At 63.5% G+C, this 23,958-nt stretch carries 22 protein-coding genes; 4 read left to right on the top strand and 18 right to left on the bottom strand.

Annotated elements, in window-relative coordinates; genetic code table 11:
- Positions 1–19: 19 nt before the first annotated feature.
- From ACGYLD_RS10395 to ACGYLD_RS10385, 3 genes are all read right to left on the bottom strand, one after another.
- Positions 20–946 carry a carbohydrate kinase gene (locus tag ACGYLD_RS10395; RefSeq protein ID WP_271692267.1) on the bottom strand — a complete coding sequence of 309 codons (927 nt, stop codon included), beginning with the start codon at positions 944–946 and terminating at the stop codon, positions 20–22.
- Positions 947–949: 3 nt separating this feature from the next.
- The gene (locus ACGYLD_RS10390; protein WP_271693853.1) at positions 950–2,077 is read right to left on the bottom strand and encodes an ROK family transcriptional regulator; all 1,128 of its coding nucleotides are present in this window, start codon (positions 2,075–2,077) and stop codon (positions 950–952) included.
- A gap of 198 nt (positions 2,078–2,275) precedes the next feature.
- Positions 2,276–3,346 (bottom strand): alcohol dehydrogenase family protein, encoded by a 1,071-nt coding sequence (locus tag ACGYLD_RS10385; protein WP_394402464.1) that lies wholly within the window; start codon positions 3,344–3,346, stop codon positions 2,276–2,278.
- 88 nt (positions 3,347–3,434) lie between these two features.
- Here ACGYLD_RS10385 and ACGYLD_RS10380 point away from each other — a divergent pair, with 88 nt between their 5' ends.
- Positions 3,435–3,968: a TetR/AcrR family transcriptional regulator gene (locus ACGYLD_RS10380; RefSeq protein ID WP_394402462.1), complete on the top strand. Its 534-nt coding sequence runs from the start codon at positions 3,435–3,437 to the stop codon at positions 3,966–3,968.
- An 18-nt stretch (positions 3,969–3,986) separates the two neighbouring features.
- Positions 3,987–4,922, top strand: coding sequence for a DMT family transporter (locus ACGYLD_RS10375; RefSeq protein ID WP_394402460.1), 936 nt, complete (start codon positions 3,987–3,989; stop codon positions 4,920–4,922).
- A 14-nt stretch (positions 4,923–4,936) separates the two neighbouring features.
- On the opposite strand, the gene ACGYLD_RS10370 is transcribed toward ACGYLD_RS10375, so the two are convergent.
- The 7 genes from ACGYLD_RS10370 to ACGYLD_RS10340 all read right to left on the bottom strand — a co-directional run bounded on the left by ACGYLD_RS10370 (position 4,937) and on the right by ACGYLD_RS10340 (position 11,804).
- Positions 4,937–5,896 carry a 2-hydroxyacid dehydrogenase gene (locus ACGYLD_RS10370; RefSeq protein WP_394402458.1) on the bottom strand — a complete coding sequence of 320 codons (960 nt, stop codon included), beginning with the start codon at positions 5,894–5,896 and terminating at the stop codon, positions 4,937–4,939.
- 3 nt (positions 5,897–5,899) lie between these two features.
- On the bottom strand, positions 5,900–6,061 hold the full coding sequence (locus tag ACGYLD_RS10365) for a hypothetical protein (protein ID WP_169306085.1): 162 nt from the start codon (positions 6,059–6,061) through the stop codon (positions 5,900–5,902).
- A 10-nt stretch (positions 6,062–6,071) separates the two neighbouring features.
- Complete coding sequence (locus ACGYLD_RS10360) at positions 6,072–7,409, bottom strand: amidase (RefSeq protein ID WP_394402455.1); 1,338 nt, start codon at positions 7,407–7,409, stop codon at positions 6,072–6,074.
- Positions 7,410–7,416: 7 nt separating this feature from the next.
- A complete protein-coding gene (locus tag ACGYLD_RS10355) occupies positions 7,417–8,835 on the bottom strand; it encodes a TRAP transporter large permease subunit (protein ID WP_394402454.1) in 1,419 nt (472 codons plus the stop codon).
- Positions 8,832–9,416, bottom strand: a complete 585-nt coding sequence (locus ACGYLD_RS10350; RefSeq protein ID WP_394402452.1) for a TRAP transporter small permease subunit — start codon at positions 9,414–9,416, stop codon at positions 8,832–8,834. The genes ACGYLD_RS10355 and ACGYLD_RS10350 overlap by 4 nt, the downstream gene beginning before the upstream one ends.
- 75 nt (positions 9,417–9,491) lie before the next feature.
- Positions 9,492–10,622, bottom strand: coding sequence for a TRAP transporter substrate-binding protein (locus ACGYLD_RS10345; RefSeq protein ID WP_067266961.1), 1,131 nt, complete (start codon positions 10,620–10,622; stop codon positions 9,492–9,494).
- Between the two features lie 234 nt (positions 10,623–10,856).
- The gene (locus tag ACGYLD_RS10340; protein WP_394402450.1) at positions 10,857–11,804 is read right to left on the bottom strand and encodes an SDR family oxidoreductase; all 948 of its coding nucleotides are present in this window, start codon (positions 11,802–11,804) and stop codon (positions 10,857–10,859) included.
- Positions 11,805–11,958: 154 nt separating this feature from the next.
- Between ACGYLD_RS10340 and ACGYLD_RS10335 the strand changes: the two genes are divergently transcribed.
- Entirely contained in the window at positions 11,959–12,852 is an 894-nt protein-coding gene (locus ACGYLD_RS10335) for an AraC family transcriptional regulator N-terminal domain-containing protein (RefSeq protein WP_394402447.1), read from the top strand.
- A gap of 6 nt (positions 12,853–12,858) precedes the next feature.
- On the opposite strand, the gene ACGYLD_RS10330 is transcribed toward ACGYLD_RS10335, so the two are convergent.
- Positions 12,859–13,254, bottom strand: a complete 396-nt coding sequence (locus tag ACGYLD_RS10330; protein WP_271692281.1) for a GtrA family protein — start codon at positions 13,252–13,254, stop codon at positions 12,859–12,861.
- Positions 13,255–13,258: 4 nt separating this feature from the next.
- Positions 13,259–14,284, bottom strand: coding sequence for a glycosyltransferase family 2 protein (locus ACGYLD_RS10325; protein WP_271692283.1), 1,026 nt, complete (start codon positions 14,282–14,284; stop codon positions 13,259–13,261).
- Between the two features lie 216 nt (positions 14,285–14,500).
- Here ACGYLD_RS10325 and ACGYLD_RS10320 point away from each other — a divergent pair, with 216 nt between their 5' ends.
- Positions 14,501–16,291, top strand: coding sequence for a hypothetical protein (locus ACGYLD_RS10320; RefSeq protein WP_394402445.1), 1,791 nt, complete (start codon positions 14,501–14,503; stop codon positions 16,289–16,291).
- Positions 16,292–16,321: 30 nt separating this feature from the next.
- On the opposite strand, the gene ACGYLD_RS10315 is transcribed toward ACGYLD_RS10320, so the two are convergent.
- The 6 genes from ACGYLD_RS10315 to ACGYLD_RS10290 form a co-directional block, all read right to left on the bottom strand.
- Complete coding sequence (locus ACGYLD_RS10315) at positions 16,322–17,461, bottom strand: M20/M25/M40 family metallo-hydrolase (protein ID WP_271692286.1); 1,140 nt, start codon at positions 17,459–17,461, stop codon at positions 16,322–16,324.
- Positions 17,462–17,530: 69 nt separating this feature from the next.
- Positions 17,531–18,703, bottom strand: a complete 1,173-nt coding sequence (locus ACGYLD_RS10310; RefSeq protein ID WP_271692287.1) for a M20 aminoacylase family protein — start codon at positions 18,701–18,703, stop codon at positions 17,531–17,533.
- A complete protein-coding gene (locus ACGYLD_RS10305) occupies positions 18,700–20,385 on the bottom strand; it encodes an ABC transporter ATP-binding protein (RefSeq protein ID WP_271692289.1) in 1,686 nt (561 codons plus the stop codon). The genes ACGYLD_RS10310 and ACGYLD_RS10305 overlap by 4 nt, the downstream gene beginning before the upstream one ends.
- A 3-nt stretch (positions 20,386–20,388) precedes the next feature.
- Complete coding sequence (locus ACGYLD_RS10300) at positions 20,389–21,276, bottom strand: ABC transporter permease (RefSeq protein ID WP_209217112.1); 888 nt, start codon at positions 21,274–21,276, stop codon at positions 20,389–20,391.
- 1 nt (position 21,277) lies between these two features.
- A complete protein-coding gene (locus ACGYLD_RS10295) occupies positions 21,278–22,219 on the bottom strand; it encodes an ABC transporter permease (RefSeq protein WP_067266948.1) in 942 nt (313 codons plus the stop codon).
- A gap of 112 nt (positions 22,220–22,331) precedes the next feature.
- Positions 22,332–23,942 carry an ABC transporter substrate-binding protein gene (locus ACGYLD_RS10290; protein ID WP_394402441.1) on the bottom strand — a complete coding sequence of 537 codons (1,611 nt, stop codon included), beginning with the start codon at positions 23,940–23,942 and terminating at the stop codon, positions 22,332–22,334.
- Positions 23,943–23,958 lie beyond the last annotated feature (16 nt).

Raw genomic sequence — 23,958 nt, 5'->3', positions numbered from 1 at the left:
TAGGCGGTTCTTCAACATTTCATATTTCCTCTACCCAAGGCGGGTTTGCCCCGGCCCGTGAAACGGTCACGGCGGCAACCCGCGCACCATAGGCCAGCGCTTCGGACAGCACCTCCGGCGCAAGGGTGGCAAGCGCAGATTTATGCAACTGCCCCAGCTCCGACATCTTGGCCAGAACGCCTGCGTTGAACGTGTCGCCCGCGCCGACCGTATCGACGATTTCGGCTTTCACGGCGGGCACTTGCACCTCTTCGCCATTCGCCAGATAGCCCGTCGCCCCCTCGCCCCCGCGGGTCAGGATGACAACCGATGGACCCTTCTTTAGCAACTCGGCCACCTTGTCGCGCAGCGACAGCGGCGCGGGGTTGATCCAGTTCAGATCCTCATCCGAGACTTTCACGATATCCGACAGCGCCAGCATCCGGTCGAGCCTTTGGCGATAACGTTCGATATCTTTGATGAAACCGGGGCGGATGTTGGGGTCGATCATCACCGCGCGGCCCTCGGCGTTGCGCGCCAATAGCTCGGCATAGGCATCCGCCCCCGGCTCGCAGGCCAGACTGATCCCGCCGAAATAAAGCGCTGAAACCTCGCTCGACAGTGCGGGCATATCCTCGGGCGTGATCATCCGCCCGGCGGAGTTTTCGTCATAGAAATCATAGGTCGCATGGCCGCCCACCAGCCGCACGAAGGCCAGCGTCGTCGGACGGTCGGACAGGACAACATGCGACACATCCACATGGCTTGCCTTCAACCCGTCGACCAACTGCCGCCCGAACATGTCCGACGACAGGCCCGAGAGCATCCCCACCTGCGCGCCGAGCCGCCCCAATGCGATGGCCGTGTTGAACACCGCCCCGCCCGCATGGGGCACGAAACCATCGGGGCCCGCCTTGGTCGGGGTCGGGATCATATCGATCAGGGCTTCTCCGCAGCAAAGGATCATCTGTCAGCCTTTCAAAAATGCGTCACGGTCGACGAGGAAACGGTCCGAAAGCGGCAGGCTCGCCGCGCCGAGCGCACGGGCATCGCTGCCGACGGTGCCTTCGCGCAATTCGGGAAGGGTGACGCCCGGCAAGGGCCGGGCGGCGAGGTGGCGGCGGGTGCGGGTGACCAATTCGGCGCGAACCTCTGCGGGTACCGACCCGTCGATCATCACCGTGTCGAAATCAATCAAACATGTCGCGGCCCGGATCGCCTGCGCCAATGCCTCGGTCGTGCTGTCGAGCCATGGGTGCAAAATGTCATCGCCAAAGCCCCAAGCCGCCGGATCGCTCCAAGGGGCGCGGCGGGTCTCCCCGGCCTCTTGCAAGGCGCCCTCCAAAGTCGCCAAAGAGGCCACATCGACCAATTGCCGCGCCGCATCCCCGGCCAACGGCATGGAGCCGAGCGCCCCGGCATTGCCGCTTTTGCCGGTGTAGAGCTTGCTGTCCAGCACCAGCCCGCCGCCGACGAAATAGCCAATGTAGAAATAGAGGAAATCGCGCGGTTTGTCCTGCGCGCCAAAGACCAGTTCCGCCCCACAAGCGGCAGAGGTGTCATTGCAGATATAGATCGGCAGATCGACCAGTTCCGCCAAAGCCGCTTCGATATCAAAGGTCTGCCACGCACTCAGATCGCCGCCCGCGACTTCCCATTCCCAGATGCCAAACGGCAGGGCCACGCCCAGCCCGGCCACCCGCGCCTGCTGCTCGGCGGAGAGGGAGGCAAGCGCGTCCCGCAAAGCGCGCGCGGCAAAGGCCATGACCGCATCGGGCGTGGGATGGGCGTAGGTCTCGCTGCTGTGGCGGGTCACCTGCCCTTCGAAATCGGTCAGGATCAATTCAACGCTGCGCCGCCCAACCTTCAGCCCCAGAAAGAACGCACCCTCGGCGTTCAGGCTAATCGGCACCGATGGCTGCCCCACCCGGCCCCGCACCCGCGCGCCTTTCTTCAGCAAACCCTCGGCTTCGAGGGCGCGCATGATGACGGAGACGGTCTGCGCCGACAGGCCCGTAAGCCGGGCAATCTCGGCCTTGGACGTCGGCCCGCTGCGCCGGATGAGCGACAGAACCAGCCGTTCGTTATAGGCCCGCATCCCGCTTTGGTTCGAGCCGCGCGCGGCGCGGTCGGCGACTGTCTGTAGCTGCTGCAAACTGGCCTCCCCCCGGTTCATGCGGCGTTTCACCGGAGAAATCCCAGATGGGAGCAAGTGAGTCAACGCTTAAATCAATCTAATTGACTTATTGCGCGATGAAGGGCCGACCGCCTAAAGGCGAGCGGCCCGCTTTTGCGGTTAATCCGCCACCGTGATCCCGATTTTCCCCATATGGGACTTTTTGATGAAAGCTTCCTGCGCCTGTTTCAGATCGCGCAGCGCGTAGGTTTCCGCCACGACAGGCCGGATTTCCCCGCGTTCGATATAGCCCACCAGATCGGCAAAAACGCTTGGCTCTTGCCGCGTGCTGCCCATCAGGGTCAGGTCCTTGAGGTAGAGCGTGCGCAGGTCCAACTCCACGATCGGCCCGGCAATCGCGCCCGAGGTCACATAGCGCCCGCGCGTCACCAGCGCGTCAAGCAATTTGGGCCAACCCGCCCCGCCCACGAGGTCGAGCACCACGTCATAGCTGTCCTCCGGCAGGGTCGCATCCCGGTCGAAGGTCTCATCCGCGCCAAGCGCCTTCAGCGCCTCCATCTTGCCGGGGCTGGTCACCGCCGTCACATGCGCGCCGCGCCGTTTCGCCAGTTGCACCGCCGCCGAGCCGACCCCGCCCGAGGCGCCGGTGATCAACACACGCTCGCCCCCCAAAGCGGCACGCTGGATCATCCCCTCGGCCGTCGAAAAGGCGCAGGGAAAGGACGCAAGCTCAACGTCCGTGAGGGTGCTGTCGACCCGCAGCGCATTGCTGGCCTCGGCGGTGGCATATTCCGCAAAACCGCCGTCCCGCTCCGATCCGAAGGTGACGAGATCATCCGGCCCCGCGCCCGCCGGGCTGTACATGGGCCGGATCAAAACCCGCTCGCCGATGCGGCCTTGATCGACACCCGCGCCCACGGCCACGACCTCTCCGCAGCAATCGGCCCCTTGGATGCGCGGAAAGCTCAAAGCGCCAGACCAGCCGCCATCGGCGTCCGACGCGCCGCCGTAGCCCTCGCTCGCCGCCGAGCCGGTGTCGCCGCGCACCGCTTTGGAATACCAGCCCGTGCGCGTGTTCACATCCGTGTTGTTCACCGCCGCCGCGCCGACGCGAACCAGAACCTCCCCGGCGGCGGGCTTTGGCAGCGCGACATCCTCGCGCCACGCCAGCTTGTCCAAGCCGCCATGGCCGGTCAGCAGCATCGCTTTCATGGTCTTCGGTAGGGTCATCGCTCGGGCTCCTTCAGCGGCAGAATGGCAAAGTGTAGAATAATCACTCTACTTGCCCAGGTAGAGCGCCCCCTCTACATCGTCAAGCATGACAGAGACCAAAAGCAAGATCGCCGCCGGGCTGGAACGTGCCTTTGCCACCCGCGGCTTTGCCGACCCCAGCGTCGAAGACCTGCGCGATGCGGCCGGGGTGAGCCTGCGCACGCTCTACAAATACACCCCCTCCCGCGCCGAAATGGTACTGGCCGCGCTAGAGAACCGGCAGCAACGCTATCTGGCGCTGGTCTTCGGCGATCTGCCCGAGACCCCGACCGAGGCGCTTGAGACAATTCTGGCCCGCGTCGGGCAGTGGATGGAGACGGAAACCTCTCACGGCTGCCTGTTCCATGCCGCCGTCGCGGCTGATCCCGGCAGCGAAAAACTGCACGCCTTGCTCTCGCGCCATAAGGCAGAGGTCGCGGTCAAAGCCGCCGCGGCTGCCAATCTGCCGAATGCTGAGACCGAGTTGCTGTTGATCCTCGAAGGTCTTACCCAGACTTGGCCCCTGCGCGGCGCGCAGGCGGTGACTGCCGCGCAGCATTTGGCCAAAACGCTGCTGCGCGATGCGCACCAGCACCAATGACATGCTAGGGACGTTTCCATGATGCAGGGCCACCGCTGGGGCGTGATCGCCATCCTTTTCGCTGCTGTGGTCTGGGGCACGACCGGCACCGCCGCCACCTTCGCCCCCGAGGTCAGCGCCGCCGCCATCGGTGCCGCTGCCATGGGGCTGGGCGGGATCGCACAGGCCCTCTTGGCCGGGCGGGGCATCCTGAACCAACGGCGGCGGCTCTGGCAACAGCGCCGCCTGCTGGTCATCGGGGCGCTTGCCGTGGCGGTCTATCCGCTGGCCTTTTACGGCGCGATGCGGCTAGCGGGGGTAACGGTGGGCACGGTCATCACCATCGGCTCCGCCCCGCTGCTCTCGGCGCTGATCGAATACCTGTTGGATGGCCGCCGCCTGACCCTGCGCTGGTCCTTTGGTGCGGCGGTCGGGCTGATCGGCATGGGGCTGATCTGCTTGGCCGAGGGCGATGCCCATGGCAGCGCGGTAAGCGCGCCTTCCGTCCCTCTGGGCGTTTTGCTGGGGCTGATCGGCGGCTTCACCTACGCGCTCTATTCGTGGAGCGCGCGCCGGATGATGCTGCAAGGCACCGGCTCTGCCGTGGCCATGGGGGCGACCTTTGGGCTGGGCGGGCTGTTGCTGATGCCGGTGCTGACGGTCTCGGGCGGGGCGTTTCTTGCCTCTTGGACCAACGCCGCGGTGGGGCTCTACATGGCCGCCGTGCCGATGTTTCTGGGCTATATCGCCTTCGGCTACGGCCTCGCCCGGGTTGAGGCGAGCACGGCCACCGTGATCACCCTGTTCGAGCCGGTCGTCGCGGCGGTGCTGGCCGTGGTCATCGTGGGCGAACGCCTGCCCCCGCTGGGCTGGGTCGGCGTGGCGCTGGTGATCGGCTGCTTGGCCATCATCACCCTGCCCGCCCCGCGACGGCTGCGGCGGAACACCCCTGCCCCGCCCTCACGCGCCACTTAAAAGAGCCGCTGCCGCTAAAGCTGATCCGGCGGCGTCTCGCCCCGGAAAAAATGGTCGAGATTGTCCAGCGCCTTGAAGCCCATCGCATCCCGCGTGGCCAAGGTGGCGCTGCCGACATGGGGCATCATCATGACGTTATCGTGGGCCGCAAAGGCAGGGTTGCCGCCCGGCTCGGTCACAAAGCAATCCAACCCCGCCGCGCCAACATGGCCCGAGGTGAGCGCGTCGAGCAGCGCCGCCTCATCCACCAGATTGCCCCGCGCGGTGTTCACGATGACGCAGCCCTTGGGCAGCCGCGCCAAGCGCGCGGCGTTCATGAGGCCCACCGTCTCAGGCGTGGCGGGGCAGTGCAGCGAGAGGAAGTCCGAGACCGCCAGCAGGTCGTCCAATTCGGCGTGATATGTCGCCCCCGCCTCCGCCTCCGGGTCCAGACGGCGGCGGTTGTGGTAGTGGATCTCCATATCCAGCCCGCGCGCCTTGCGGGCGAAGGCCCGGCCCACGCCGCCCATCCCGATGATGCCAAGCCGCGCGCCGGAAAGCTGTTTGCCCACAAGCATCGCAGGCGACCACGACTGCCACTTCCCGCTGCGCACCAGCCGGTCCCCGGCAACCGCGTGACGGGCCGCGCCCAGCATCAACATCAGCGCCAGTTCCGCCGTGGCATCCGACAGAACACCGGGCGTGTTCGTCACCACGATCCCCCGCGCCTTGAGGCTGGGCAGATCGCAGTGATCGACGCCCACGGAATGGTTCGCGATGATCTTGAGCCGGGGGTCGAGCCGGGCCACCACATCGGCGCTGAAATGCTCGGAATGACAGGGGATCATGCCATCGACCCGCGCGCTCATCGCGATGATCTCCTCGGCGCTGCCGGGCCTGTCGGCGGGATCCCAGATCACCTCGTAATCCCGCCGGGCGCGGTCGAGCGTGGCCTCTGACAGCTGCCGGGTGATCCAGATGACGGGTTTGCCCATGGCTCAGTCCCGATCTTTCCGGCTGGAGGTGAAAAAGTCATAGGCCACAAAAGCCAGCGTCACCGCGACGATGATGATCAGGTCGATGCTGGGCACCTCCACGGCGAGGATCAGCAAAAACACCGCAATCGCGGCAAAGGCGAGCAAGGCAAGTAGGCGGTTCATGGTCTCATCCTCATTCAGTTGCACCATCGGCCCAGTCGAAAAGCCACTGGGCGCTGCGCATCAGACGCCCGTCTTGACCGTGACCGCCGACCAGTTGCACCCCCATCGGCAAGCCCTCTTCCGAGGTCATCAACGGCAGGGTCACACAGGGGCTGCCGCAAAGCGTCCAAAGACCGTTGAAAATCGGATCGCCGGTGGTCTCCAACCCACGCGGCGCGGGGCCGGTGGCTGCGGGGCAGAGCAGTACGTCGCAACGGGTCAGCAACTCTTCCAGCGCGGCGGTCAGCACTTTGGGCAGGTCGCGGGCCGATTGGTAATCACGGGCCAACACCTTGTTGCCCGCCTCCATCGCCTCCCGCGCCACGGGCGAGAGCAACTCGGCCCCGTCGCGCAGATAGGGGTAGAAGTGATAAGCCATCTCGGCAAAGTTGATGCGTTTGCGCGCCTCGGCAGCCTCGTTGAAGACCGGCGGCAGGGGCATCTCGAAAGCCTGATCGCCAAGGGCCGCGACCAATTCCTCGAAGGCGGCGTGAAGCTGCGGATCGGCGTCCTCCCACCCCGGCGGGCGGACGAAACCGAAGACCGGCGGGATCGGCGGCGCGCTGCTCGCCTCGGCCAAAAGCGCGGGGGTCGGGGCAAGCTCGGTCGCGCGGTCTTCGGGATCATGGCCGAACAGCACCTCGGCCAGCAGCGCCGCCCCTGCGGGATCGCTGGCAAAGACGCCGATGGTGTCGAGCGAGGGCGATTGCGTCAGCACCCCCCGGCGCGGGATCGCGCCGAAGGTTGGTTTGAACCCGGTGACCCCGCAATAGGACGCAGGTCGGATCACCGACCCGCCGGTTTGCGTGCCAATGGCCAAGGGCACCATCCCATCCGCCACCGCCGCCGCCGACCCTTGGGACGAGCCGCCGGGGCTATGCGCCGGATTATGCGGATTGGTGGTCTTGCCCGGATGCATGAAGGCCAGTTCGGTAGTGACCGTCTTGCCCATGATGATCGCGCCCTCGGCCCGCAGCCGCTCGACAATGAAAGCATCGCGCAGCGGCACGCGCCCCTTGTCCTGCGCCGCGCCGTTTTCGGTGGGGATGCTGCGCGTGTCGATCACGTCTTTCAGCCCCACCGGGAGCCCGTGCAACCGCCCAAGCGGCCGGCCCGCCCGGCGATGATTGTCGAGCGTTCGGGCCTGCGCACGGGCGAATTCGGAGTCGAACCACGCCCAAGCGCCCACGACTTCCTCGCGCGCTTCGATCCGCGCGATGTAGCTTTCCACCAGCGCCAGCGCATCCAATGCGCCGGTCGCCAGACGGTCCCGCAACTCGACCACGCCGAGCGCCGCCGGGGCGGTCATCCTTGGCTCAGCGCCCATAGAACACCTCCGGCAGGTAGAAGACGATCTGCGGGAAGACATACATCAGCACCATCGACAGGATCACGCAGAAGAGGAACGGCATCACGCCCGCGAAAATCTGCGTCAGACGCAACTCGGGCGGGGCGATCCCCTTGAGGTAATAGGCCGACATGGCCATCGGTGGCGTTAAGAAACTGGTCTGCAGGTTCAGCGCCACGAGGATGCCAAAGAACAGCGGATCAATTTCGAACACCGCTAGCAGCGGCAGGAAGATCGGCACGAAGATGATGATGATCTCGGACCATTCCAGCGGCCAGCCCAGCAGGAAGATGATCAGCTGCGCGAGGATCAAGAACATGATCGGCGAGAGGTTCAGAGATTGCACGAACTCAGAGATCACATGCTCGCCGCCAAGGTAGGAGAACACCGCCGAGAAGGTGTAGGAGCCGACGAAAAGCCAGCAGACCATCGCCGTGGTGCGCACCGTGAGATAGACGCTTTCGCGCATCCGCTGCCATGTCATCGCACGGTAAATGAAGGCGAGGAAGATGCCGCCCAATGCACCGATCGAGGCCGCCTCTGTCGGGGTGGCAAGGCCGAAAAGGATCGAGCCCAGCACCGCGAAAATGAGGAAGGCCAGCGGCAGGAAGGAGGTGGCGATCATCAGCAACAGCTTGCCCATCGGCATGTCTGGCACCTCATCCGCCGTGGGGCGCGGGGCCGAGGAGGGCTGCAACAGCGAGCGCCCGATGATGTAGATCAGGTAAAGACCCACGAGCGTGAGCCCCGGCAGGAGTGCGGCCGCATAAAGCCGCACGATGGAAACATTGGTCGCCGCCGCATAGACGATCAGCATGATCGAAGGCGGGATCAGGATGCCCAGCGTGCCCCCCGCGCAGATGATGCCGGCGGCAAAGGACGGGTTGTAGCGCGCCTTCAGCATCGCGGGCAGGGCCAGAAGCCCCATCAGCGTCACCACCGCGCCGACGATGCCGGTGGCGGTGGCGAAGAGCGCGCAGGTGATCAGCGCCGCCACACCCATGGAGCCGGGAATGTTCTTGGAGGCGATGTTGAGCGTAGTGAACAGCCGGTCAACGATATTCGACCGCTCCACGATATAGCCCATGAAAAGGAACAGCGGCACCGCCGTCAGCACTTCGTTCGACATCACCGTAAAGGTCTGGTTCACGAAAAGGTCGAATATTCGGTTGTTGAAGAACCCATCTATCCAGGTCGACCATTGCTCCCATTGGCCGGCCCCCTCGTCCAGCCGGTCGAAACTGCGCCACATGCGGCGCGCGTCGAAATAGGCGTAGTAGCCAAAGCCGATGCCCATGGCCATCAGCGTGAAAGCAATCGGAAAGCCCAAGAAAACAAAGACGATGAACAGCCCAAGCATCATCAGGGCGATTTGCGGATCGGTCATGTGAGATGGCCCTTTTCGGCCTTGTTGGCTTCGCGCATCATGAGGTCTTCGGTCTCAAAGACGTCTTCCTCAGCTTCGAGCCAGTAGTTGGAACGTATGGCGATAAGACAGCGGCAGACCTGCGCAATGCCTTGGATGAACAGCAGGATGCCCGCCGCTACGATGATTGCCTTGAATTGATAGATCGGAACCCCCGCCGGGCTGTTGACCGACACCTCGCCGTATGACCACGAGCGGGCGGCATATTTCCAACCTGCGAGGATCAGCGCGGTGACGCCGGGGAAAAAGAAGATGGTATAGAGCACGAGGTCGATCATGCCTTGGGTGCGCGGCTGGAACAGCCGGTAGAGGAAATCCCCCCGCACATGGCCGCCCCGCGACAGCGTATAGGCCCCGCCCATCATAAAGAGCGTGCCATACATGATGAAGGACACGTCCAGCGCCCAAGCCGTGGGATTGTTCAGCACATAGCGCACAAAAACTTCGTAGCCCGTGCCGATGGACATCAGCAAAATGAGCCACGCAAAAGCCTTGCCGAACCATGCGGAAAGGTTATCGGCGAACCGAATGAAAGATATCATGATGCCCTCGGTATCTCGCACGAACCCCGGCACGCCATGCGCCGGAGTTCGCGGTGATGTTATGGGTTTGCGGGATCAGAGTTTGATCTTGCCGGGGAAGTAATGCTCATAAGCAAGCCCGTAATCCGGCGAGTTCATCAACTCGTAATAGGCCACGCGGTCGACCCATTCGCGCTGGCTGTCGAGGGTCTTTTTCATGAAAGGATCGGATTCCAGCTCGGGGATCAGTTCATCCCATGCTTTGAGCTGCGCATCCAAGATTTCCTTGGACGTGCGTCGCACGGTCACGCCAGCCTCGTTTTGCAGGAACTGAAGGTCCGCCGAATAGCGGTCCATCGCCTTGGCCGTGTTCGCGGTCGAGGCCGCCTCAACCGCGTATTTCAAGATCGCCTGAAGATCGGGGTCGAGGTCTTCGAGGAACATCTTGGAGAACAGGAACTCAAAGCTCTCGGAGGCTTGGTGATAGGACGACAGGTAGTAGTTCTTGGCCACGTCCTGCGCGCCGAAGTCCTTGTCCGACGAGGGGTTGTTGAACTCAAAGGCGTCGATCACGCCACGTTCCATCGCGGGCACGATCTCACCGCCCGGCAGCTGTGCCACCGACATGCCCAGCTTGGCCATCAGATCGGCCGCCAGACCCACGGTGCGGTATTTGAAGCCCTGCAGGTCGTCGACGGTATTGACCTCATTCTTGAACCAGCCGAAGGGCTGGGCGAACATCGGGAAGCCCATGTAGCCCACAACGTCGAGGCCCATGATGTCCTGCGTCAGCTCGTTATAGAGTTCCTGACCGCCGCCCTGATAGAACCACGACAGCATCGTGGTGGCAGAGCCGCCGAAAACCGGGCCGGTGCCAAAGAGCGATGCGGCCTTGTTCTTGCCGTACCAATAGACGGGCACCGAATGCGCCGCGTCGATCAGACCGTCGTTCACCGCATCAAGCACCTGAAACGCCGCCACGACCGCGCCCGCGGGCAACACGTCGACCTTCAGACGCCCGCCTGACATTTCCTCGACCCGCGTCGCATAATCGCGGGCAAAGTCTTGCCAGATGTTCGCGTCGTTCCACGACGTCTGCATCTTGATGACGATCGGCGCTTGGGCCAGCACCGCCGGTGCGGCCAGCATGCTCCCCGTCGCCGCCCCCCCAGCAAGTGCGGACTTCGTCAGGAACGAACGTCGATTGAACTTTTTAGTCTCAGTCATGTTTCCTCCTCCCAGAGTGGCCGCCCCTTTGCTTACTTGAAATACGCTATTGGTCGGGCGACCCGAGATCAGAGACTAACCAAATGATCTCATTTGGCAAGAATTGTCCGCAAGGGACTCTTCAAGTGCAACTTTATTGTGCAAATGCTGCGAAAATCGACACTCTCCTTCGAAGCTGATGGCCTGCGTATATCGCGCGTTCTGAGCAGGGCGAAGACAGGCCCCGCCTGCCCCTCAAACCGCCCAGCGAAAGCCGGTTTCCACCTCGGACCGCTCCCAGAGGCTGACCATCGTCTCCTTGTCATAGGCATAGGGTTCCAACCTGCCGCGCCCAACGGGGCCGACCATCTCCATCCGGCCTGTGGGGCCGTAAAGCGCGCGCTGCTCTAGCCCATCCTCGGTGGCGCACATGACCTCGGGATAGGCGCCGCGCTCCGCCGTTTGAACGATCGGCAGTTTCGACATCAGCCACCAAGTGAACCGGGTCATCAGCCCGCCGCTGGTGCGGATCAAAGAGGTGGCCGAGGCGCCGGGGTGGCAGACATAGACCGCCACGTTCCTCCCCGCCCGCGCGACGCGGTCCTGCAACTCATAGGCAAACATCATCTGCGCCAGCTTGCTTTGGCTATAGGCTGGGTTGGCGCGGTAGTTCTTGTCCCAGTTCATGTCGTCGAACTGGATGGTGCGCAGGCCCATCTTGTAACCAAGGCTTGCCACCACCACGATCCGGCCATTGCTTTCGTCGATCCTGTCGAAGAGCAAACCGCAGAGCAGGAAGTGGCCGTAGTGATTGGTGCCGAGCTGGCTTTCGTGGCCTGCCTTGGTCAACTGGCGGTTTGGCACCTGCGCGATGGCGGCGTTGCAGATCAGCGCATCAATGCGGGGAATGTCGCGCAGAACCTCTGCCGCCGCGCGGCGCACCGACTGCAAATCGGCGAGGTCCATCTGCACGAAACGCACCCGCGCCGCCGCGCCAAATTCGTCTTTCAGCTTGGCCACCGCCTCTGCCGACCGTTCCGCGCTGCGGTTCAGCATCACCACCGCGGCACCTTTGCGCAGCAAGGTCCGCGCTGCCTGAAATCCGGCCCCCGCATTGGCCCCGGTGATCACGAAGGTCTTCCCCTCTACCCCGTCAATCTGCTCAGGGGTCCAGCCGTGCGCGCCGAAAGTCTTATCTGTCATGGTCTCGTTCCTTAGCTTTACTGAGGCATCGCGCCCCGTTGACCCTGCAGATAAATCTCAGCCCCCTACGGAAATAGACCGGATCGTCGCGATTACTTGCCTAATCCTCTCACACCCATTGCATGAAACACTCATGCGGCCCTAATCTGCACGCATGAGCAAAGACCAAATCCGCCATATCATCGAACGGCACAGCCACACCGACGGGCTGACCGAGACCGGCATCAAGGGCGTTCAGTATTTCCGGGCGACCAGCGCGATCCCCTGCGCGCCCGCGGTCTATGAACCCTCTGTCATCGCCATCGTCAGCGGCGCGAAAGAGGCGGTGCTCGACGGTCAGCGCTATGTCTATGACGACAGCCGTTATATGTGCTGCCCCATGTCGATGCCGGTCAAAGCGGGCACGCCAAGCGCCTCGCCCCAGACCCCGCTATTCGGCGTCTACATCGCTCTGGACGCGCGGCTGATGGCGGAGCTTTCGCTTGAAATGGAAAGCGCGGGGAGCCTCCTCCCCCCTGCCCCCGCCGACCTGCGCGCCGAGGGGATCAAACTCGCGGCATGGGACAGGGCCTTCTCCGACGCCCTGCTGCGCCTGCTCCAACTGAGCGAGAGCGAAACCGATCGCGCCGTGCTGGCCGAAGCGCGCCTGCGCGAACTTTACTACGCCATCTTGAAAGGAGAGGCAGGGCTCTTCGCGCGGCGGGCCTTCGGGGCGGGCAATGCCGTGGCGCGGGCCATCTCGCATGTCGCGGCCCATCTCGACGCGCCCATCTCCATCGACGCGATGGCCCAACGCGCGGGCATGAGCCGCGCGGTATTTCACCGCAAGTTCAAACAGGTAACGACGATGTCGCCGATACAATTCGTCAAATCCATGCGCCTGAACAATGCCGCCATAAAGATCGCAGGCGGCGCCACGGTCAGCGAAGCGGCAATGGCAGTGGGCTATGTCAGCGCTTCGCAATTCAGCCGAGAGTTCAAACGCATGTACGGCCAATCCCCCCGCGAATGGAGCGACGCGCAGCAGATAGCAGCCGGGGTGGTTTAGAGGGGGTCAGGCCGGGCGAGGCCGAAACACCAGCCTTTTCGCCCCGACAAAATTAAGCGCCATTGCCGCGATTGACCCCGCCGCCAAAGCCAATACGGTATGTAGCGCCGTAGGCCCGACAACGGCCAAAACCCCGGCATAAACGGCGTAGTTCACCACCGCCCCCGCCGACTGCACCCCGAAGTACCGCAGATACTCGCCACGGCAGGGACCCGTGGCGCGGCGAAAGGTCCAACTGCGGTTGCACCACCATGTCACACTGACCGCCACGGCAAAGCTGACCAGCCGCATGACGTAAGGATCCCCACCGAGCGTGACCAGCAGCAAGAGCGTGCCAGCATCGGCGATGAACCCCAACGTCCCGACGGCCAGAAACCTGACAAATTGCCCTGAGGGCCACATGCGCCTAACCTTTAGCGGGCGCTGCGGCCCTTTCTTTGTCCTGCGCGGCGACCACGCTCAGCACGCCGGGAACCGAAAGATAGCGCATGCGCTTGGTCTCTTGCCGGCCACGGGTCACGGTATCGAGGATCAGCCCCACCGCCCCCATCAGAAAGGCAAGCAGCATGATACTGGTCGACAAAACCGCCGTCGGCAAACGTGGAACGAGCCCGGTGGCAAAATACTCCGCGAAGATCGGCAGCGACAGCGCGACAGAGAGCAGAGCCAACCCGCCCGCGAGCGCCCCGAATACCGGCAAAGGGCGCTCTTGTTTGAGCAGTTTGGTGATCGTCGACAGGATGCGCACGCCGTCGCGGATGCTGTTGAGCTTGCTTTCCGACCCTTCGGCGCGGTCTTTGAAATGCCCCGGCACCTCGGCTGTCGGCATGTCGAGTTCCAGCGAATGCACGGTCAGTTCGGTCTCGATCTCGAACCCGCGCGACATCATCGGGAAGGTTTTCACGAAGCGGCGTGAGAAAACGCGATACCCCGAGAGCATATCAGATGACCCTCGACCAAAGATCGAGCGCACAAGGCCGGAAAGCACGCGATTGCCCAGCTTGTGACCCGGACGGTAGGCCGTCTCACTGCCCGCCACGCGCACACCGTTCACCAGATCCAGCCCTTCGGAGACCATGCGCGCGACCATCTGCGGCGCGGCGCTGGCATCATAGGTGTCATCGCCGTCCACCATGAGGAAGATGTCAGCCTCCACATCGGCAAACATCCGGCGCACCACATGGCCTTTGCCTTGGCGCGGTTCCCGCCGCACGATGGCCCCGGCCTCTGCCGCGATTTCCGCGGTGCCGTCGGTGGAGTTGTTGTCGTAGACATAAATATCCGCCTCAGGCAGGGCCTTGCGAAAATCGCCAACAACAGTGCCGATGGCCGCGGCTTCGTTATAGCAAGGGATCAACACGGCGATGCTAAGCGCACCAAAGCGTGGCACGGGGGCGGCCTGCTGAAAGGTATTTGAAACGACGACCTGCATCTTGCTCTCCTTCCCGGACCAATGCGCCGGTATCTTTGAAGGGAAAGATCCTTGCAGAAGGCGGCAGGATTGAGGCAAGTTCGCGACCATTCCACGCCGCCTATTTCCTATAGACTTGTCATAATTACGCCAGAGCCCTGCCTCTCTCCCGCCGGGATCGCTCGTTTTACACGGGGCGCGCCCCGGCAGAGGACGCCAAGAGCAGAAAGCAGACCCATGCAGACCCCCGACACTTCCCCCAGCCAACGCCGCATGTTCTTCGTCATCACCGGTTTCGCACTCCTCGTGACCGTTCTGAAGGCCGTCATTTTGGGCCATGAACCTATCGAGTTTCTGGCCGTCGCCGACAATGACAGCATTATGCGCTACTTATCGGTAAAGGCATGGTTTGAGGGGCAATCATGGTATGACATGACGCAATACCGCATGTTGCCGCCCGAGGGGCTGGACTTGCATTGGTCGCGCTATGTCGATCTGGGCATCGCCGTCATCGTCTGGCCCTTGGCGCAGCTAATGCCGCTGGAATCTGCAATGAGTGCGGCCATCGTGCTTTGGCCCACGCTCTTGCTGCTAACACTGCTCTTGCTCACTGCCACAGTCGGCTACCGTGTTTTTGGCCCCGCCGTTGCCCTCGGCGCCGTGCTCGGCATTCTGGGCTGGCCACCGGTTGCGCCGAACTACTTTGCCGTGGGCGGGCTTGACCACCACAACCTGCAAATTCTGCTCGCGACGGTTATGGTCTTCATGCTTTTGCTCTCGGGCCGCCCCCTATGGCGCGGCGTAATCGGGGGTTTGGCGGCGGCGCTTTCGCTGGCGGTGGGCTTGGAAATGCTCCCCCCGATTGCCATGGCTGGGTTGATCCTTGTGGGCAGCGTGGTTCTGAGGCGGCCAGAAGGGGACAGGGCCCTCATCGGCTTTAGCCTCAGCCTCGCCCTCGGCAACCCCGCGCTCTACGCGCTGCAAATTCCGACTGGCGAGTGGCTTATCACCCGCTGCGACGAAGTCTCTCCGCCCTTTATCGCGGTGACCTCGCTCGGCGCTGTTTTGGGTCTGATGACCGTGGCGCTGGCCCCGCGTTTGCCGAATGTCGCGGCCCGCAGCCTTGCATTTCTAGCGGCCAGCGGGGCTGGCATCGCGCTGGTTTGGCCCCTGCTTGCCACCTGTCTCTACGGCCCCTACGCCAGCCTGCCCGCCGAAGTGCAGACCATCATCACGGACCGCATCGGAGAGGCTCGACCCATATTGGAACCGCTTTTCGAGGGGGATGTGAGCGCCTTCGGCTTCTTCGTACCGACCGCCATCACATTGATCCTTGCCAGTGCCATGTGGCTTTGGGGCCGCTTCCAAGGCACGCAGACGTCTGATTTTCCCCGGCGCCTTGGCATCTTGCTAATCTTCGGCTGGCTTGGGCTGTTTGCCGGCCTGCATCAAGTGCGCCTGACGATCCTCGGGGCGTCGGCGGTGCCCATGTTGATGGGGTTGGTTCTTGCCCCCTTCCTCGTCAAAGACAACGCCCACCCTATGCGGCGTTTGGCGCTGATCCCGCTTGGGGCCGCCACGATCTTTGCGCCCGCGCTATATGGCTTTGTCACCGACATGAACCGGCCTGCCGATCACGGGGCCGAGACGGCCTACGTCAAAGTCCAGTCTTGCCGCCATCCCGACCTCATTCGCAGCCTCAACAGCGTCGCGCCGGGGGTGATCCTCAGCGGCAGTAACCTCGGCCCGCCTATCTTGCTACTGACCCATCACGACGTGCTGACCGGCCCCTATCACCGCAGCATCCAAGCCATGGCCGACGGCGTGCTGCCTTTCGATGGGGATGAGGCGCAGTTGCGCGCCGCCCTCAAACGCACTGGGGCGGAGTATCTGCTGCTGTGCCGGGACGGCCTATATGGAACGCCTGCCTCCTTTACCACGGAACTGGCGGGCGGTGCGGCCGCCGCGGGCTTGACCCCGGTCTCCGGCCCCGACCCGAAGCTATTGCTGCTGCGCGTGGAGAAGTAACATCGGGGGCGGGTCTCCGCCCCTCCCCCCTCAAGCCGTCAAGCGACAGAACAGCCCCGCCGCCAGTTTCGCACGTTCGGTGAGACTGCCGACATAGATATGCTCCTGCAACGTATGCAGCCCCTTGCCACGCACGCCGATGGAATCCAGCGTCGGCAGGCCAAGGAAACCGGTGAAATTGCCGTCCGATCCGCCCCCGGCAGAGCTTCCGGTGATCTCGATCCCCAGTTCGCCCCCAATCTCCTGCGCGAGCTTCAGCATCGCCAACGTGCCGGGCTGGTCGGGCTCCCAAACCGGGCGGGTGACGCCGCGGCGGATTTCCATGATCACGTCGCCTTCGTCCGAGTTCAGCGCCATCATCTTTTCCACGCCTGCGTCGAGCTGCTCTTGCGTTTTTGCCATGGTGAGCACTTCGGCATCGCAGACCGAGGACACGCAGTTGACCCATTGGCCCGCGTGAAAGACCCCAAGCGAGAAGGTGCAATCCTCGGTGGTCATGCCTTCGATCGTGCCCACGGCCTTTGCCATCTCCGCGATGGCCGAGCGGCCTTCGGAGAGCGCCCAGCCCGCGTGGCTGGGGCGCCCCCGGGTCTGGAGGTTGAATCGCGCGATGGCGTAGCGCCCGATCACCGCGCCGCCGTCGGGGCGGGCGGGTTCGGGGACGAGGATGTATTTATGGCGCTTCGCCTCCTCTTCGATCAGACGGCGTGTGGCGGGGGTGCCGATTTCCTCATCCGGGGTGAAAAGCACCGTCACCGGCAGCGGCGTCTCGACCCCGGCGGCCTGTAGCTTGCGCAGCGCATCAAGGTAGACGTAGTTGCCGCCCTTCATGTCCATCAGACCGGGGCCGTAGCAGATATCGCCTTCGCGTTTGTAAGGCAGGCTCGCCAAGGTGCCGAGCGGGTGAACCGTGTCCATATGACCCAAAAGCAGGATGCCCCCCTCGCCCGCGCGGGGATGGGGCATCTCAGCGCGCAGGCTGTCGCCCAGCCCCATCGGGCTTGGAATACGCTCTGTCCGCGCGCCCAAGACCGCCAGATCGTGCTGCGCCACATCCATCATCCGGTTCACCGCCGCCCCGTCGAATGTGGGGCTTTCGGTTTCGATCCATGGGCGCAGCCCGGTGAGCATCTCTTCGGTATCAAAAGGCAGATCGAGCGGGTTGGTCATGTTCAATATCCTTTCCTCCGCCGCGCGACAGCAGGCGGTTGGCTTAAATTAAAAGATTGGCGCAAGGGCCTAGCCGCCGACCTTTGGCAGGCGCGTCTCGACAATCCGCGCATAGATCGAGGCACCGACAGGCAGAATGGCGTCGTCCAGCACGAAGCCGGGGTTGTGCAAAGGCACGCTGCCCGCATGGCCCACCCGGCAATAGGCGCCCGGCACCACTTTCAGCATATCGGCGAAATCCTCCGACCCGCTGGCCTGTTCGGTCGAGACATGGGCGTTCTCGCCGCCCACCACGCTGGCCGCCGCTTCGACATAGGCGGTGGTCAGTTCGGGGTCGTTCATCAACACGTCAAAGACATTGCGGATGTCGACTTCGATCTCGATCCCATAGGCTGTGGCCATACCGGCGCAGAGTTCGCGTATCCGGGCCTCGGCCATTTCGATCACATCCTCATGGAAATAACGGATCGTGCCCGCAATACTGGCGGTATCTGGCACCACGTTATAGGCCGAGCCCGCGTTGAATTTGGTCACCGAAAGCACGATCGGCTTGGTCGGCGGGGTGTTGCGGCTGACGACGGATTGCAACTGCTGCACCAGCGCCGTGCCGATGACGATAGGATCGCGCGACTGATGCGGCATGGCGGCGTGGCTGCCAGTGCCCTTGACGGTAATGTCAAAGAAGGCCGCCCCGGCCATGGCCGCACCGGGGGTGACATTGACCACGCCCGGCTCTGCATTCGGATCGTTGTGCATGCCGTAGATTTCGTCGCAGGGGAATTTCTCGAAGAGCCCCTCCTCCAGCATCCGGCGCGCACCGCCCAAACCCTCTTCGGCGGGTTGAAAGATCAGCACCACGGTGCCGTCGAAATCGCGCGTCTCCGCCAGATAGCGCGCGGCCCCCAAGAGCATGGTGGTGTGGCCGTCATGGCCGCAGGCATGCATCCGCCCGGGGTTGGTCGAGGCATAGGGCACGCCGGAATCCTCTACAATCGGCAGCGCGTCCATATCCGCGCGCAGCCCGACACGGCGGTTGCCACCGCCCGCGCCCTTGATGATGCCGACAACCCCGGTGCCACCCAGCCCTTCGTGCACCTCATCCACCCCGTAGGCGCGCAGCTTTTCGGCCACGATGCCCGCGGTGCGGACCTCTTCGAACCCCAGTTCGGGGTGGGCGTGGATGTCTTGACGGATGGCGGTGAGATCGGCGGCGAAGGCTTCGATCTTGGGAAGGACGGTCATGCGGTGGCTCCTGTCGTCATGGTGGCGCTGCCGAGCGCGCGGTAGTTGGCAAAATCCCAATGGCGGCCCGGGGCCGCTTCGATCAGGTTGCGCGTGTAGTCGTGATGCGGGTTGGCCAACACATCGCCCGCGGGGCCGTATTCAACGACCTGCCCGCGCTGCATGACCAAGACCTCGTCACAAATCTGCGCGGCGACCCGCAGGTCGTGGGTGATGAACAACATGGCCACGCCGAACTTCTCTTGAATGTCATCCAAAAGATCGAGCACCTGCGCCTGCACGCTCACATCAAGGGCCGAGACAGCCTCATCCGCGACCAGCAGATCGGGCTTCATCGCCACCGCACGCGCGATGGCGATACGCTGGCGCTGCCCGCCTGAGAATTGATGCGGATAGCGGTCGAGCGCGTCGCGCGGCAGGTCCACCAGTTCCATCAGCTCAGCCGCATGGCGCATCGCCTCTTCGCGCGGGGTGCCGAAGTTGATCGGCCCTTCGCACAGGCTGCGCGCCACGGTCCAACGCGGGTTGAGCGAGCGGTAAGGGTCTTGGAACACGATTTGGAGGTGTTTGCGGTGGTCGCGTAGCTGACGGCGCGAGAGTTTGGCGATCTCGGTCCCGGCGACATTCACGCTGCCTGCTGTCGGGTCGATCAGCCGCATGATGGCCCGCGCCACCGTGGATTTGCCCGAACCGGACTCCCCCACGATGCCCAGCGTCCGCCCCGGCTGGATGGTAAAGCTCACGTCCTGCGCGGCTTTCACACCCTCGCTGCGGCGCAGGAAACCGCCGCCGCCATAGGTCATGTCGAGCCCGGCCACACGCACCACTTCGCTTTCCGATGCCGCCGCCCTTGCGGGCCGCGGGGTGAGGTTGGGCACGGCGGACAGCAGGGTGCGGGTATATTCCTTCTCCGGCTTGGTCAGCAGCTTTTCAATCGGCGCGCGTTCGACGATCTTGCCCTGCTGCATCACCGTCACGGTATCCGCGATCTCGGCCACCACGCCCATGTCATGGGTGATGAAGAGCACGGCGGTGCCGTGACGCTCTTGCATCTCGGCGATGAGCTTGAGGATCTGCAACTGCGTGGTCACGTCCAGCGCCGTCGTCGGCTCATCCGCGATCAGCAGATCAGGGTCGAGGATCAGCGCCATGGCGATCATGATGCGCTGGCGCTGCCCGCCGGAAAGCTGGTGCGGGAAAGCGCTAAAGATGCGGTTCACATCCGGCAGATGCACCTGATCCATCATGTCGAGCGTGCGTTTCTTGGCCTCGGATTGGCTCAGATCGCTATGCATGTTGAGCACTTCCATGATCTGCTCGCCCACCCGCAGCACGGGGTTCAGCGCGGTCATCGGCTCTTGGAAGATCATCGCGATCCGCCGCGCGCGCAGCTCGCGCATTTGCGCGTGGCTGGCGCTGGTGATCTCGAAATCGTCCAGCGTGATGCTGCCGCTTTGCACCTCCAGCGCCGATTTCGGCAGAAGCCCCATAGCCGCCAGCGAGGTCACGGATTTGCCTGAGCCAGATTCACCCACCAAGCAATGCGTCTCGCCCGCGCGGATGGTGAGGTCGATCCCGTCGATCACCGGCTTGGCCTGTGGCCGCCCGGCAAGCCCGATGCGCAGGTCGCGCACTTTGAGCACCTCACGCGCGTCGGAGAAGTCTTTGGTCTTGAATTGCATCTCTCAGCCCTCCCGTTTCTTCATGCGCGGGTCGAGCAGATCGCGCGCGGTGTCGCCCAAAAGGTTGATCGACAGGATGCAAAGCGACAGCAGCAGCCCCGGCCAGAAGATCAGCCCCGGCTTGATCTGGAAATAGGTCCGCCCCTCGGCCATGATGTTGCCCCAAGTGGGGATCTCCGTGCTGACGCCCGCGCCGAGGAAACTTAGGATCGCCTCGATCAGGATCGCCGAGGCGCAGATATAAGTGCCTTGGACGATCAGCGGTGCCATGGTGTTGGGCATCAGGTGCTGGATCAGGATCTTGGGCATCGACGAGCCGAGCGCGATGGCCGCCTCGACATAGGGTTCCTCCCGCGCCGACAGCACGACCGAGCGCACCAGCCGCACCACGCGGGGCACCTCCGGCACCGTGATGGCGATGATGACCGAGCCGAGCGATGGCCCGTTCAGCGCCACCAGCGCAATCGCCAGAAGGATCGCGGGGATCGCCATCAGGCTGTCCATGATCCGCATGATGATGCCATCCGCCACCCGAAAGAAACCGGCCACAAGCCCGATGGCCAAGCCGATGGCGACGCTGACCAAGGCCGCCCCGACGCCGATCAGCAGCGACACGCGCCCGCCGGTCATCACCCGCGAGAAGGTGTCGCGGCCATAGGGGTCGGTGCCAAGAAGATACTCTTCGGATGGCGGCTTCAGCCGCGCGGCCGAGTTCATCGCCAGCGGGTCATAGGGCACATAGAGCGGCGCCAAGATCGACGCCAACACGATAGCCACGAGGATAAGCGCCGCCAGCAGCGGGCCGATACCGACCCTTGCGCCCGCAGGCAGGGAAAGCAGTCCGGTCAGCACCTGAAAGGCGCTGTGACGGGATTGGGGTTGCTCGATCATGTCAGTACCGGATCCTTGGGTCGAAGAATGAATAAGAGACGTCAACCAAGAGGTTCACGAAGACGTAGATGCCCGCCGTCAGCAGGATCATCGCCTGAATGACGGGGTAGTCGCGCGCGAGGATCGCATCGACCGTGAGCCGCCCGATGCCGGGGATGTTAAAGACGCTTTCCGTCACCACCACGCCCGAGATCAGCAGCGCGAAACCGGTGCCGATGATGGTCAGGATCGGCACGGCGGCATTGCGCAGCGCATGGCGAAACAGCACGACATTCTCGCGCACGCCCTTGGCCCGCGCGGTGCGAATGTAATCTTCGCCCAGCACTTCAAGCATGGAGGCCCGCGTCATCCGCGCGATGAGCGCCACATAGATCGTGGCCAGCGTGAGCGAGGGCAGAATGGCGCGCGAGAAGAACGGCCCGATGCCCTCCGAAGGCGCCTTGTAGCCCTGCACCGGCACCCAACGCAGTTCGATCGCGAAGATTTGGATCAGGATATAGCCGATCACGAAGACCGGCACCGAAAAGCCCAGCACCGAGAAAGACATCACCAGAAAGTCGACCCATGTGCGGTGACGCCAAGCGGCGATCACACCCATCGGCACCGCCAGCAGGACGGAGATCGTGATGGTCATCAGCGCGATGTTGATGGTCGGCCCCAGCCGGTCGCCCAACATGCCCGCCACCGAGGTATTCGACAAAAGCGAGACGCCCAGATCGCCGCGCAGCAATTGGCCGATCCATGTGAAAAACTGTGTCAGCAGCGGATCATTCAGACCCAGACGGTCACGGATCCGTTCAAGCTGTGCGGGGGTGGCGGCATCGCCGGCAAGAATGGCTGCCGGATCACCGGGGGTGAGACGCAGCAGGAGGAAGACGAAGATGGCGACGATCAGCATGACCGGGATCGTGGCCAAGACGCGCTTCAGGATATAGACGAGCATTTTCCGGAAGGTCCCTTTCGGCGGAAAGAAGGCAGGCCCGGAAGCGGGGGCGCTGCCTGCGGGCAGAGATGACGGTGGAGAGCGCGGCGGCCGCGCTCTCCGAGAGGCTGGATTACTCCGCCTCTTTGGTCATGTTCCAAAACACCGGCACGGGCGATGGCAGCATGTTCTGGATCGTGTTGCGACGCGCCTGCGGGATCAGATATTCACCCATCATGATGTAGTTGACGTTATCCATGACGTGTTTCTGGATCTCGACGGCCACTTCCTTTTGCGCCTCGGGCCCTTCGGCCTTCATGAACTTCGCGCGCAGCTCTTCGACCTTGGGGTCATCGGGCCAGCCGAACCACGCCTCATCGCCACGGCCACTGACCATCACATTGGTCAGTGGGTCCGAAATCTCGGGCACCATCCAGTTGGTGAAGAACATGTTCCAGCCGCCCTCAGAGACCGGGCTTTGCTGGGCGCGGCGCTGCACGACCGATTGCCAGTCCATCGACTGCATATCGACTTCGAAACCCGCCTCGCGCAGGGCTTGGGCGGCCACCACCGGCTGGTTGATCAGGCTGATCACATCCGTCGGCGCCATCAGCACGATGGGCGTGCCATCATAGCCCGCCTCTTCAAGCAGGGCCTTGGCCTTTTCCGGATCCGCGCCGCCGGTCACGATCTCAGCATCCGCTTCGTCGCCCAGAGGGGTCGAACAGCCAAAGATCGCGCCGCAGACGTTGTAATAGGCCGGGTCGCCCTGCATCGTTTGCAGCATGGACTCTTGGTCCAGCGCCGCCATCGCCGCTTGACGGACCAGCTTGTTGTCAAAGGGCGGGTGCAGGTGGTTGGGCCGACCGATGGTGACATAGCCAAGGTCATCGCGGGTCTCGACCGTGACCTCGGGGCTGGCGTCGAGGATCGGCAGCAGGTCGATCTGCACCTGTTCGAGATAGTCAATCTCCCCCGCCGAGAGCGCGTTGATCGCAGTGAGCGCGTCGGGCATCGTGGTCCAGACCACACGGTCGACATTGACCACCTTGCCACCCGCCATCCACGAGGCTTCCTCGTCACGCGGGACGTAGTCGTCGAACTTCTCATAGGTGACGTTCACGCCGGGCTCGTATTCATCTTGGTTAAAGACGAAGGGGCCGGAGCCGATATATTCCGTGATCGTCTCATCCGCCGAGGTTTCGGCCACCCGCTTGGGCATGATGAAAGGCGGCACGGCGGATTGTTTGGAGATCACCGACAAAAGCGGGCCAAAAGGCTCGGTCAGGGTCCAGACGACGGTCTTTTCGTCACTGGCCTCAAGGCTCTCGGTCACGTCAAAGATCAACTGCCCGCCGCCGTCACGCTTGCCCCAGCGTTTGAGCGAGGCCACGACATCTTCGCCAGTCACCGGCGCGCCGTCATGGAACATCAGCCCATCGCGCAGGGTGAAAGTATAGACGAGCCCGTCATCCGAGACCTCCCAGCTGGCCATCTGGGGCTGCGGCTCAAAATTCTCATCCACGGCGGTCAGCACGTCATAGACCATATAACCGTGGTTGCGGGTGATATGCGCGGTGGTGATGACCGGATCGAGAACCCGCAGGCCCGAGTGCATGACCGCGGTGATGGTCGTTTCGCCATCCTGCGCCGCCAGAGAGCCGGGTGCCAAAAGCGCCGTGGTCGCGGCAAAGGCGGCGGCAAGTCCGCGCGACTGTTTCAGTGCCGATCGTAGAGGTATCATGTGGTTTTCCCTTGTT

It is taken from the genome of Sulfitobacter sp. 1A12056, assembly GCF_043558125.1.
Lineage (GTDB): Bacteria > Pseudomonadota > Alphaproteobacteria > Rhodobacterales > Rhodobacteraceae > Sulfitobacter > Sulfitobacter faviae.
This window is presented reverse-complemented; position numbering and strand designations above follow the sequence as displayed.